Source organism: Niallia sp. XMNu-256 (assembly GCF_036670015.1).
Taxonomy (GTDB): domain Bacteria; phylum Bacillota; class Bacilli; order Bacillales; family Cytobacillaceae; genus Bacillus_BD.
On the sequence record NZ_CP137636.1, the window covers coordinates 3,191,975 to 3,205,345 of the forward strand.

Sequence of the window (13,371 nt, forward strand, 5' to 3'; positions counted from 1 at the left end):
CCTTTTCAACATTTCTTCAATATTTATTCTACACTAATTTTTAACAATATCAAACAGATTTAACCCATTCTTGTACGTATTCTAGTGCAGCATCTAATTTAGAAGGATCCTTTCCCCCTGCCTGTGCCATATCAGGACGGCCGCCACCGCCACCGCCACAACGGGTGGAGACTTCTTTAATTAACTTTCCAGCATGGTATCCTTTGTCAATTAAATCCTTTGTCACACCAGCAATTAAATTTACTTTTCCATCAACCGCACTGCCAAGTACAATTATGCCTGAACCCATTTTTTGTTTTAAGTCATCAGCCATATTACGAAGATTATTCATATCGACGTTTTGGACCTTTGCTGCCAATACAGGGACTCCATCGACTTCTTGTACTTTTGAAATTAGACTTCCCGCTTCAATATTACCCAATTTTGCCGCTAATGATTCATTTTCACGATGTAAATGTCTGATTTCATTTTGCAAACTATCAATTCTTGCCGGAACATCTTTCACACTTGATTTTAATTTTGCTGCGGCTTCTTTTAAAACACCAATTTGCTGGTTCATTAAGCTATATGCAGCTTCTCCTGTAACTGCTTCAATACGGCGTGTGCCAGCCCCAATCCCGCTTTCGGAAACAATTTTAAATAATCCAATTACTGAGCTATTCGGCACATGGCAGCCTCCACATAGTTCAAGGCTGTAGTCACCAATCTTTACGACGCGGACAATATCGCCATATTTTTCACCAAACAGTGCCATTGCACCCATTGCTTTTGCTTCATTGATTCCTTTATAATCAATCTCAACATTTAAGCTTTTCCAAATCTGCCCGTTTACAATTTCTTCAATTCTCTCTAATTCTTCAGGTTGAATCTGTCCAAAGTGAGAGAAGTCAAAACGTAAACGATCAGGTTCTACTAATGAACCGGCTTGGTTAACATGGTACCCAAGCACATCTTTTAAAGCCTGATGAAGAAGATGTGTTGCGGTATGATTTTTAATGACTTTTGCACGGTTTTCTTCATGAACAGTTGCGGTTACTGATTGATTAACTGTTAATTCCCCTTCAGCAACAAGAGCGCGGTGAAGACTCTGTCCGTTCGGTGCCTTTTGAACGTCTAAAACATCAACTTTTAACCCTGGGGCTGTTAATGTCCCTTTATCAGCTATTTGACCCCCACTTTCAGCGTAAAATGGGGTAGCATCAAGGATAAATTGAATTTCATCCCCCTGGGTCGCCTTTTCAACTAGCTCGCCATCCTTTAAGAGAACCACAACATTTCCTTGAACTTGGAGCTGATCATAACCAACAAACTTGCTCTCGTTATGGATATCTCTTAATACGCCACCTTGTACTTGCATCGAATCAACTTCTTGTCTTGCTGTTCGTGCCCGCTCACGCTGTTTCTCCATTTCAACCTCAAAACCGTCATGATCAATCGTCATGCCTTCTTCTTCTGCGTATTCTTCAGTAAGTTCAACTGGGAATCCGTACGTATCATATAATTTAAAAACATCTTCACCAGAAATTTGGCTGTTACCTTTTTCCTTTTCTTTCTTCATCACATCAAATAATATTGTTAAGCCTTCATGTAACGTTTCATGGAAACGCTCTTCTTCATTTTTTATCACTTTTTCAATGAAATCTTCTTTTTCCTTAACGGTTGGGTAAAAGTCAACCATAATTTCCCCAACAACCGGAACGAGTTCATACATGAATGGACGATTGATGTTGATGTTTTTGGCATAACGAACCGCTCTTCTAAGTAAGCGTCTTAAGACATAGCCACGGCCCTCATTCGAAGGGAGTGCTCCATCGCCAACTGCAAACGCAACCGTTCTTACATGGTCAGCAATTACTTTAAAGGCAACATCATCTTCATCATTCTTACCATATTCTGTATTCGCGATTTTTTCTGTTGCTTTAATAATTGGCATAAACAAGTCAGTATCAAAGTTGGTATTTACATTTTGGACAAGTGAGGTAATACGCTCAAGTCCCATTCCGGTATCAATGTTTTTATTCGGCAGCGGCGTATAGGTTCCATCAGGATTATGATTGAATTCAGAGAATACCAGATTCCATACTTCTAAATAGCGTTCGTTTTCTCCGCCAGGATATAGTTCTGGATCAGATAAGTCATTTCCAAACTCTGGCCCACGATCATAGAAGATCTCGGAGTTTGGACCACTTGGACCTTCTCCAATATCCCAAAAGTTCCCTTCAAGGCGGATGATTCTTTCCTCAGGAACGCCTACTTTGTTTTTCCAAACCTTATAAGCATCTTCATCTTCTGGGTGAATCGTAACAGACAGTTTTTCAGGATTAAATCCAATCCATTTTTCGTCTGTTAAAAATTCCCATGCCCAAATAATCGCATCTTCTTTAAAGTAGTCACCAATTGAAAAGCTCCCTAACATCTCAAAGAATGTATGATGTCTTGCCGTTTTTCCAACGTTTTCAATATCATTTGTACGAATCGATTTCTGAGCATTTGTGATCCGAGGATTTTGTGGAACGACACGACCGTCAAAATATTTTTTTAGTGTTGCTACTCCACTGTTAATCCATAATAACGATGGGTCATCATGAGGAACAAGGGATGCACTTGGTTCAACAGCATGCCCTTTTTCTTGGAAAAAGTCTAAGAACATTTGTCGGATTTGTGAACCCGTTAAATTTTTCATATTATAACCTCCAATATAGAATTTTTTGCACAAAAAAAGCCCTTCCTCCCTGGACAGGGACGAGGGACTCTACTCGCGGTACCACCCTGATTATGAATATCTAATATATCCATCTCTCAAATGCCTTAACGCGGCTCACGGCAGTGATTAGCTGCACTCAGGATTAGCTTTCAGTTATCCTTCATCTAGAGCTTCTTTCAGCTAGGGAAGCTCCTCTCTTACACGTAAATTAACGCTTAGATGGACTATAACTTACTTTTTCCTTCATCATGTTAACAATGATTTATTGTATGTATTCAATACAGATTATAGCGATTTTTACGGAAACTTGTCAATATTTACTGGCAAAGCAGCCATTAAAAGCCAACATTTACCCCTTTATGAATCAGGTGTTAATACCTCATGCTTTTTCTCCAAATATTTTCTTAAATGGACAAGACTTACTTTTATTATAGCTACAACGGGTACCGACAAGATCATTCCAAGGATTCCACCAATTTCTTCACCAGCAAATAAAGCAAACATGATCATTAATGGATGCATATGCAGACTTTTCCCGACAATAAGCGGCGATAGGATATTTCCTTCCAAAAACTGTAAAACCAAAACGATGACAACAACAATCATAATCATTTTTACAGAAATGGTCGCTGCAATTAATAAAGCAGGTATAGCTCCAATGAAAGGGCCAAAATACGGAATGATGTTCGTAATTCCAATGATTGCTCCTAATAAAAGTGGGTATTTCATATCAAAAATCCAAAACAGAAAGCTTGTTAAAGTGCCAATTAATCCACAAACTAAAATTTGACCTCTAATATAGCCGCCTAAAGATTTGTCAATATCACGAAGAAGAACGACCCCTTCACGTCTCCATTTCCTAGGTGTTAAATACCAGACTGCCTTTTTAATTGTGACATAGTCTTTTAACATATAAAATGAAATAAATGGAATAAGGGCAATTGTGAAGACATTGCCTAACATTTCTAAAATGGAATTAATGATATTTGTGATCCTTAATGCGATCCCTTGTTCAATTGAGGAAATCCCATCATATACTCTTTTCTGGATTCCATCAGGCCATGTAGAGGTTTTCTCCTGAATGGATTGGGTAAATTCCAAATACTGTTTAGAAAAAATCGGGATGCTTTCCGCCAAATCTTTCAATTGCCGAATGATTTCTGGCAAACCTTTATAAAAGGCATAGCCAATCCCACCAAAAAATAAAAAATAAATAAAAAAAATAGCTAGCCCGCGATGTAAACCAGCTTCATGAATTCTTTCAATAATCGGATGTAATAAATAAGTAATAAATCCTGCGATGAAAAATGGTAAAAGGATCGTAATTACTGTATCAACTAACGGGTGCCAAAAGGGTTTTAACTTAATGAAAACAAATATAACAATCATTAAAAGGAGTAGAAATCCAAGTCGATAATACCATTTTATACGGATGTTCATTTTGAACCTCCTTGTATGATATAAATATGAAAAAATGGGATAACCTTAAAAGGTTACCCCGAAATCTACGTTGTCATTCATTTAAACCCTTTTAAGCGTTGTTATATTATTTACTTACGATAATAATCGACGTTCATCTTCTCCAAATAGATCATCTAAGGAACTTAATGTCCCATCTTCTTCTACTTGATGGGTATGAATGACCCCTTGGGAAACCGATAGTTCAATGAAACAATTCCAACAATAGTATTGGTTGATTCCAATTTTACCAATGTCTTTACTTTGGCAATTCGGACAACTAAACATGGGGAACACCTCACAGTTATTTTACATTCACTATGATGGCGTCCTTCCCAATCGTTGGTGGTTTGTCCGTTTTTACAACACGTTTTCCTTCCATGATGTCTGAAAAGAAGCCATCTGAGCATTTATACCCTACAATGGTTCCCACTTTTTCCAAAAAATATACATCTTCAAGTAATCCTAATTGCTCGCCTTCTTTTGTCATCATGGCTTTTCCGAGTAAAGGAGGATGCCCACCCTCAAATGGATAGCTGTCCCATTTTTCATGCAATGGCTTTAATTGTTCACGAGTATTTATCATAACCCCATCAGGTCCAAATGAGGATACATTTTGAACATAGATGATATGTGTTTTTTTCAGCACTGCGCCTTTTTTTACCAACAAACCCTCTACTTTACCATTTTTACTAATTGCTAAATCACAGATTTCACCTATTTTTGATCCTGTGTTTAGCTCAAAAATAGGCATCCCTTTTAATAATGAAAATGTTCGCAAAGAATCCCCACCTTCCCGAACACTTTTAGTATCTCCGGAAAATGAGGAATAACCGAACAAGAAAACATTTACAAAAAAAAGAATGTAATGCTTTTACCCTTTTTTAGCTGGTGGACTCAGAGTTGGAACAAATCCAATGTTTTCATGCCCCTTTCCCCTTTCATTGGAATTAACAATCTTTCATTGAAGAGGCAATAAAGGCAATTCTACTTTCTTGTGAAAAATATGCTATACTTTTTCCATAACTAGCTTATAGTATCATGGATTTTTATTAGAATAATTTCAATTGGAGTTGAACAAATGGATAAGAATTTACAAGGAATTCAATATATGCAAGAAGGTAAATGGGAGGAAGCGGCTAAAGTATTTACAGAAATGATTGAAGCGACACCAAAAGATCCGATTGGTTATATTAATTTTGGTAACCTTTTGGCTGCGATGGGAGATTCCGATCGGGCCCTGCAATTTTTCCAAAAAGCCATCGAGTTAGATGAAAATACGGCTTCAGCTTATTACAGCATGGGCAATGTTTATTATGAACAGGAACAGTTCCAACAAGCAACAAACATGTTTGAAAAGGCGATGAAAAAAGGGTTAGAGTCAAGTGATAACTATTTTATGCTAGGCATGTCTTTTATCGCTTTGGAACAACCAAGACTCGCTCTCCCTTACTTGCAAAGATGTACAGAGTTAAATGATCAAGATGGAGAAGCTTTCTTTCAATATGGCCTTTGCTTAGCAAATGAACAATACATAGATGAAGCGATTTTGCAATTTAACAAAACGGTAGAGTTAGACCCTGAACATGCGGATGCTTACTATAATTTAGGTGTGGCTTATGGCTATAAAGAGAACGGTGAAAAAGCATTACAAATGTTTAATCAAGCATTAGAAGTTGATCCTGACCATATTCTTGCCAGTCATGGGAAAAAGTTATTGGAATCTTAGTCCAATTACTGGTGTTTATCCTTTGCAAAGGAGGTGTCATGTTTGGAAAAACAGGATTCATTAGACTTGTTTGGCGAACAAACGAAATTTATAAAAGGAAGACCCATTGTTACGATTTTTCATAATGAGCAGAACTTATATACGGTATTAAAGATACGAGTAGATGAAACAAACGAAGATTACGAAGACAAAGAAGCTGTAATAACTGGATATTTTCCGAGGATTCATGAGCACGAACATTATATTTTTTATGGAGAAATGAAAGACCATCCCAAGTTTGGCCTTCAATTTCACGCAACCCATTTTCGCAAAGATATTCCTCAAACAAAACAAGGGGTGGTTACCTATCTTTCAAGCGAGCTGTTCAAAGGTATCGGGAAGAAAACTGCCGAAAAAATTGTAGAAACCCTTGGAGAAAATGCAATTACGAGGATTCTGAATCAACCTTCTTTACTAGACACCGTGCCAAAGCTTCCACCAGAAAAAGCCAAAGATTTATATGACACGTTGATGGAGCACCAAGGACTTGAACAAGCAATGATTGCCCTAAATCAATATGGCTTCGGTCCCCAATTATCCATGAGAATTTTTCAAGCCTACAAAGAAACGACTCTCGACGTAATCCAATCAAATCCTTATAAACTTGTTGAAGATGTTGAAGGGATTGGATTTGCGCGTGCCGATGAGCTAGGGTTTCAATTAGGAATTTCCGGAAGTCATCCCGATCGAATCAAAGCCGGATGTCTCTTTATTTTAGAACAAGAGTGTATGCAAAATGGCCATGTTTATGTACAGGCTGAAACCTTATTGGTCAAGGTGCAAACTTTATTAGAGGAAAATAAACGAGATCAAATTGAATTTGATGATATTACACTGGAACTACTGAAACTAAATGAAGAGGGAAAAATCATTGTTGAGGATCAACGTTTTTACTTACCTTATCTTTATTATTCTGAGAAAGGTCTTGTCACAAGTATTGAGAAGCTATTACAGCAAACTCAATATGAGGAAGCTTTTCCTGAATCCGAGTTTTTATTAGCATTAGGGAATCTTGAGGAACGTTTAGGGGTTCAATATGCACCGACCCAAAAAGAGGCAATCCAAACCGCCTTAATGTCGCCATTGTTAATTTTAACAGGGGGGCCTGGGACGGGAAAAACGACAGTCATTAAAGGGATTGTGGAGCTTTATGCTGAGCTACACGGTTGTTCGTTAAACCCGAATGATTACAAAAAAGAAGAGCCCTTTCCATTTTTACTAACAGCACCTACTGGGAGAGCAGCGAAGCGAATGTCCGAATCCACAGGACTGCCTGCTGTCACCATTCACCGCTTATTAGGCTGGAATGGGTCAGAAGGTTTTGATCATCATGAAGACAATCCACTAGAGGGTAAAATCTTAATCGTTGATGAAAGTTCAATGGTCGATATTTGGTTGGCAAATAAACTTTTTAAAGCGTTGCCGGAAAATATCCAAGTCATTTTGGTTGGTGACGAAGATCAGCTTCCTTCTGTAGGCCCTGGTCAAGTATTAAAAGATTTATTACGTTCAGAACGAATTCCAACCATTCGCTTAACGGATATTTATCGTCAAGCAGAAGGTTCATCGATTATTGAGCTGGCGCACTGCATTAAAGATGGCGATTTACCTGCCAATGTTTCCGCTCCAACGAAAGACCGTTCTTTTATTAAGTGTCAGTCTGGTCATATTGCAGATGTTGTCCAAAAGGTTATTTTAAATGCGGTAAAGAAAGGTTACTCGCCTCGGGATATTCAAGTATTAGCCCCGATGTACAAAGGACCAGCAGGAATTGATCGTCTCAACAAAGTGCTACAGGAAGCGTTAAATGGCAACCCGGATGGGAAGCGAAAGGAAATTGTTTTTGGTGATACTACTTATCGTGTAGGTGATAAAGTACTTCAATTGGTCAACCAACCCGATCAGCATGTTTATAATGGAGATATGGGTGAAATTGTGTCTGTGTTTTATGCAAAGGAAAATGTTGAAAAACAAGATATGGTTGTTGTTTCCTTTGAAGGTACAGAAGTCACCTATACAAGGCAAGATTTGGGACAAATCACATTGGCTTATTGTTGTTCCGTGCATAAAGCACAAGGGAGCGAATTTCCAATTGTGATTTTGCCAATTGTAAAAAGCTATTACCGAATGCTGCGCAGAAACCTAATTTATACTGCGATTACAAGAAGTAAACAATTTTTAATTCTTTGTGGGGAAGAAGACGCTTTAATGAATGGGGTTAAGCGGGCTGACGAACAAATGCGTCAAACCACCTTAATGGAGAAATTATCTGGTTTAAGCGAAGGCGACAATCAGGTTGAAGATACGATTTTGGAAGTGGAAACTGACAACACCTCTGAGATTTCCTATGAAGAAATGCTAATGAATGTCGATCCTATGATTGGTATGGAAGGAATTACACCCTATCATTTTATGTAGAGTAAAAAGCTGATTGCGAATTTTCGTAATCAGCTTTTTTAACGCGTGAAAAACGGGAGCGTACTCTTATAACAAAAGTGAACTTGTCACAAAAGAATAACATCTAAAATCGGTTACCAAAAGAACACCTTGGTTCAAGCGAACCAAGGTGCCATTATCCAACATAGGTTAGTTTCAAATCTTCTTTATAGATTTCGTCAATCGTACCGCCGCCAAGGCACTCATCGTCTTGATAAAAAACAACAGCCTGTCCAGGTGTCACAGCACGGATTGGCTCATGAAAAATGACATTGGCCTTATTATCTTCTAAAAGTTCCACTGTTACATTATTATCCGGTTGACGGTATCTGAATTTCGCTGTGCATTCAAAACGAGTAGGCTTTTCACGGTTCGAAACCCAGCTAATATCTGTTGCCAAAATCGAAGTAGAGTAAAGCTTTTCGTTATGAAAACTTTGTCCTACATAAAGAACATTTCGTTTCAGATCTTTTCCAATTACAAACCATGGCTCACCTGCACCACCGATTCCAAGACCATGTCTCTGCCCAATTGTATAGTACATTAAGCCATCATGTTTGCCTACAACTTCGCCATCCAAAGTCTCCATTACACCAGGCTGCGCAGGTAAATATTGGCTTAAGAATGTCTTAAAATCTCTTTCTCCAATAAAGCAAATTCCGGTACTATCCTTTTTCTTAGCAGTTGCGAGCCCTGCTTCCAAAGCAATTTCTCTTACCTTTGATTTATTGATATCGCCAATCGGGAACATGACTTTAGAGATTTGATCTTGCGAAAGTTGATTTAAGAAATAGGTTTGATCTTTATTTTCATCAATCCCACGTAACATTTTATATTCGCCATCACGATACTGGACCCTTGCATAATGTCCAGTTGCTAAATAATCGGCCCCTAAATTCATGGCATGTTCTAAAAAGGCTTTAAATTTAATTTCCTTATTACACATTACATCTGGATTTGGGGTTCGACCTGCCTTGTATTCATCAAGAAAATACGTAAACACTTTATCCCAATATTGTTTTTCAAAATTAACGGCATAATACGGAATGCCAATTTGGTTACAAACACGAATAACATCTTCATAATCCTCTGTTGCCGTACAAACTCCATTTTCGTCTGTGTCATCCCAGTTTTTCATAAAGATTCCGATGACATCATAACCTTGCTGCTTTAAAAGGAGAGCAGCAACTGATGAATCCACTCCACCTGACATCCCAACAACAACACGGGTATCTTTTGGTTCTTTCATCAATAGAACCTCCCTTCGTTTATTTATTCGTTAATCGAGCAACGACTTTGGCTATTTCTTCTCCGACTCTTTCAATTTGTTCGACCGTATTATTACTGCCAAAACTAAATCGAATCGAATCGATTGTTCGAGGAGATCCTTTTCCAAACATGGCCACAAGGACGTGTGAAGGATCGACTGTCCCGGCAGTACATGCAGAACCACTAGAAACAGCAATTCCCGCTAAATCTAAATTGACAAGCATGGCCTCCACACTCGTTCCTGGAAAGCTAAGGTTTAAAATATGTGGCAGTGAATCCTTTAGCGATCCATTGATATGAAAAGCAACCCCATGCTTCTTTAATGTATGGATTAACACTTCTTTATATTTTTGATATTGTTCAATTCTTAAATCCTGTTCCTTATCGATAAGGGTTACAGCCTCTAAAAAACCTGCAATGGCAGGAACATTTTCTGTACCAGCCCGTCTTTTTCTTTCCTGTTCTCCACCGAAAAGTCTCGGTGATAACTTAACGCCATTTTTAGCATAGAGAAAGCCAATTCCTTTTGGACCATTAATTTTATGAGCTGAGACACTTAATAAGTCTACTTTCAATTCTCTTACACTTACTTTTTCAATCCCAAAGGCTTGAACAGCATCTGTATGAAAAACAGCTCCATGATCGACAAGGAGTTCACCAATTTCCTTAATGGGCTGAATGGAGCCTACTTCATTATTTCCATACATAATCGTAACAAGAATTGTATCATCTCGTAAAGCTTCTTGAAAGTCCTTTATGGAAATCTTCCCTTGATCATCGACAGGTAAGTAGGTAACTTGAAATCCTCTCTTTTCCAACTCCTGACAAGCATGGAGTACGGCGTGGTGTTCAATAACAGTCGTAATAATATGTGAACCTTTTTCCCGATAGGCTTCAGCTACACCAAATATCGCATAATTGTCTGCTTCCGTCCCACCACTTGTAAAAATGATTTCCGTTTCAGTACATTCAATCCTTTTAGCAATTCCCGCTCTTGCCTCATCAATAATTTTCCTGGCCTCTCGACCAAACGAGTGAATACTTGATGGATTTCCATAAATCCCTTCCATTACATAAGTCATTTTATCGATAACAGCAGGGTGGATCGGGGTTGTTGCTGCATGATCAACATAAATTCTATCCAAACTTTTCACCTCTTATGAAAAAACGGGATGAGCTTAAGCTCTCCCTTAAATGTAGAACATATATGAATCAACTTCACCGTCATCTTTATGGTTGGCTAAATCTTGAATGGTTGTGCTATCAAGAACATCTTTGACGGCATCTCTTATTCTTATCCATAATGCCCGTTTTACTGGTTCTTCATCCTCAATACCTTCTACAGGAGTGATCGGTCCTTCAAGAACACGAATAATATCTCCTGATGTAATTTCTGATGGTTCTTTCGCCAATATATAACCGCCGTATGCTCCACGGATACTTTTTACTAAGCCGGCGTTACGTAATGGAGAAATCAGTTGCTCTAAATAATGTTCAGATAAATCATTTGCCTGAGCAATTGACTTTAGTGATACAGGACCTTCCCCATATTTTTTGGCTAATTCAATCATAATTGTTAAGCCATAACGGCCTTTTGTTGATATTTTCATCTTAAACACCCCTGTTATATTCTTCAATAATTTGCTGAGACTGCTTGTGGCTATGCCACTTACTTAAAATAAAATCGGTCAATTTTTGGCATTGTGGCAAAGTAAAACTAGCTGTTACACCAATTAATACACTATAAACAATGGTACCCCAAAATAATGGTCCACCTAATTGCCAGCCAATCAAAACAGCTACGATTTCTAAAGTCGTCCGAACAGGCCCTACCTTCCAATTTGTTATGGATGTGATTGCAAGCATTAGACTATCCCGCGGTCCAGCCCCTAATTGAGCAGAAATATATAATCCCATCCCATAGCCATTAATGATTAAACCACAGAGAAACATTACTATTTTACCAATGTAGCTTTCTGGTGTTTGGAGAAATGGTAGTAATAAAAACATGTCAATAAAGATACCGACAAGTAACATATTTAAAAAGGTGCCAATTGGAGGAAATGATTTAAGAAGGATGGCGGATAGAATAACAATCGCTACCCCAACAAGAATACTCCATGTCCCAATGGTTAATCCGAAGCGATAATACAGACCTATATGCAAAACATCCCATGAAGAAGGCCCTATATTTGCAATAATAATAAGTACAACTCCAAATGTCATGACAAGTAAGCCAAGTAAAAAAATCATGAATCTCGGAACTAATTGACCCTTATATTTTTTTCTCATCTTTGACCTTCCTGTCTGCTTTAAAAGCATAGTATTAAGATAGACTTTGTTATTATAACATAATTTTATTCCTCTTTGGAGGGGTAACCTGTCATCAGCACATTCCCTGTAATTCATTATTTTTCCTTAAATTGCTGTAGTCTGTTATAAATAGCGGCCAATCTTTTTTCTTCACCCGCTTCTACTGGCTGGTAATATTGGGTTCCTTTTAGATTTTCAGGCAAATACTCTTGCTTCACCCAACCTCCAAAGGTTCCTAATGGATAATCATGTGGATATTGATATCCTACATGACCTAATACAGCTGCTCCTGCATAATGGGCATCCCGAAGGTGTTTCGGAATATCCCCTACTTTACCCTTTCGGATATCATCTATTGCATTATCTAGCGCCTTATATGCTGAATTCGATTTGGACGACAGACACATTTCAACTACAGCTGCAGCCAATGGAATTCGCGCTTCTGGCAACCCAAGCCGTTCACTTGCTTGAACTGCCGCTAACACATGACTACCTACGTTCGGGTTGGCTAGACCGATATCTTCATAGGCGATGACTAATAGCCTTCTATTGACAGAAATAAGATCTCCATTTTCAAGTAAATGAGCTAAATAATAGAGAGCTGCATTTACATCACTACCGCGAATACTCTTTTGCAGGGCCGATAACAAATTATAAAAGTGGGAACCTTTTTTATCGCCACCCACTCCAACTCGTGAAATCATTTTTTCAATGGTCTGATCCTCAATGATATAGGTGTTATCTTCAAGATCTGAAGCATACACAATAGACTCTAACATGGTTAAAGCCTTTCGCGCGTCTCCATTTACCCCTTCGGCTATCCGCTCAATCTGTGTATCATTTATCTTAATTACCAGGTCACCTAATCCTTTTTCTTTATTGGCAAGGGCACGGGTAATTAAATCTTTAATATCCTCTTGAGATAATCTCGTTAACTGCAAAATTTGACCACATCGACTTCGGATGGCTGGGTTCACATCATGAAAAGGATTTTCCGTTGTTGCCCCGATTAAAATGATACTCCCGTTCTCTACATGGGGAAGCAGATAATCCTGCTGTGCTTTATTAAATCGGTGGATCTCATCTAAGAACAAAATGAGTTTTCCTGTTAAATGTGATTCCTGAACAACCTCTTCTACATCCTTTTTTCCTGATGTTGTTGCATTAAGGGCAATAAAGGGAATTTTTGTCGTTCCAGCAATCGCAAAAGCGAGCGATGTTTTCCCAATTCCCGGTTCTCCATACAATAACATCGATGGGACATAGCCATTTTTAATCATTTTATATAAATTGGTCTCTTTCCCAATCACATCCTTTTGCCCCACAATCTCATCAATTGTGGCAGGACGCATTCGATAGGCAAGTGGTTCTCCGTTCAATTCGATCCCTCCATTACAGAGACTTCTTCGTACCCATTATACCA

General features: G+C 38.3%; 11 protein-coding genes. 2 read left to right on the forward strand and 9 right to left on the reverse strand.

What is annotated here, in order from left to right; translation table 11 throughout:
- Nucleotides 1–49: 49 nt before the first annotated feature.
- The 4 genes from alaS to R4Z10_RS16315 form a co-directional block, all read right to left on the reverse strand.
- Nucleotides 50–2,683 (reverse strand): alanine--tRNA ligase, encoded by a 2,634-nt coding sequence (alaS, locus tag R4Z10_RS16300; protein ID WP_338470346.1) that lies wholly within the window; start codon nucleotides 2,681–2,683, stop codon nucleotides 50–52.
- Between the two features lie 378 nt (nucleotides 2,684–3,061).
- Nucleotides 3,062–4,144, reverse strand: coding sequence for an AI-2E family transporter (locus R4Z10_RS16305; protein WP_338470347.1), 1,083 nt, complete (start codon nucleotides 4,142–4,144; stop codon nucleotides 3,062–3,064).
- A 114-nt stretch (nucleotides 4,145–4,258) separates the two neighbouring features.
- Nucleotides 4,259–4,450, reverse strand: a complete 192-nt coding sequence (locus tag R4Z10_RS16310) for a hypothetical protein (RefSeq protein WP_338470348.1) — start codon at nucleotides 4,448–4,450, stop codon at nucleotides 4,259–4,261.
- A 16-nt stretch (nucleotides 4,451–4,466) separates the two neighbouring features.
- Nucleotides 4,467–4,943 (reverse strand): PRC-barrel domain-containing protein, encoded by a 477-nt coding sequence (locus R4Z10_RS16315; protein WP_338470349.1) that lies wholly within the window; start codon nucleotides 4,941–4,943, stop codon nucleotides 4,467–4,469.
- Between the two features lie 300 nt (nucleotides 4,944–5,243).
- Between R4Z10_RS16315 and R4Z10_RS16320 the strand changes: the two genes are divergently transcribed.
- Both R4Z10_RS16320 and R4Z10_RS16325 read left to right on the forward strand, forming a co-directional pair.
- Entirely contained in the window at nucleotides 5,244–5,891 is a 648-nt protein-coding gene (locus R4Z10_RS16320; protein ID WP_338470350.1) for a tetratricopeptide repeat protein, read from the forward strand.
- A gap of 42 nt (nucleotides 5,892–5,933) precedes the next feature.
- On the forward strand, nucleotides 5,934–8,348 hold the full coding sequence (locus R4Z10_RS16325; protein WP_338470351.1) for an ATP-dependent RecD-like DNA helicase: 2,415 nt from the start codon (nucleotides 5,934–5,936) through the stop codon (nucleotides 8,346–8,348).
- Between the two features lie 154 nt (nucleotides 8,349–8,502).
- On the opposite strand, the gene mnmA is transcribed toward R4Z10_RS16325, so the two are convergent.
- The 5 genes from mnmA to R4Z10_RS16350 all read right to left on the reverse strand — a co-directional run bounded on the left by mnmA (nucleotide 8,503) and on the right by R4Z10_RS16350 (nucleotide 13,327).
- Complete coding sequence (gene mnmA / locus R4Z10_RS16330) at nucleotides 8,503–9,618, reverse strand: tRNA 2-thiouridine(34) synthase MnmA (RefSeq protein WP_338470352.1); 1,116 nt, start codon at nucleotides 9,616–9,618, stop codon at nucleotides 8,503–8,505.
- Between the two features lie 16 nt (nucleotides 9,619–9,634).
- The gene (locus R4Z10_RS16335; protein WP_338470353.1) at nucleotides 9,635–10,780 is read right to left on the reverse strand and encodes a cysteine desulfurase family protein; all 1,146 of its coding nucleotides are present in this window, start codon (nucleotides 10,778–10,780) and stop codon (nucleotides 9,635–9,637) included.
- 45 nt (nucleotides 10,781–10,825) lie between these two features.
- Nucleotides 10,826–11,245, reverse strand: a complete 420-nt coding sequence (locus R4Z10_RS16340; protein WP_338470354.1) for an Rrf2 family transcriptional regulator — start codon at nucleotides 11,243–11,245, stop codon at nucleotides 10,826–10,828.
- Nucleotide 11,246: 1 nt separating this feature from the next.
- Nucleotides 11,247–11,927, reverse strand: coding sequence for a YitT family protein (locus R4Z10_RS16345; RefSeq protein ID WP_338470355.1), 681 nt, complete (start codon nucleotides 11,925–11,927; stop codon nucleotides 11,247–11,249).
- Nucleotides 11,928–12,043: 116 nt separating this feature from the next.
- Nucleotides 12,044–13,327, reverse strand: coding sequence for a replication-associated recombination protein A (locus R4Z10_RS16350; RefSeq protein WP_338470356.1), 1,284 nt, complete (start codon nucleotides 13,325–13,327; stop codon nucleotides 12,044–12,046).
- Between the last annotated feature and the right edge of the window lie 44 nt (nucleotides 13,328–13,371).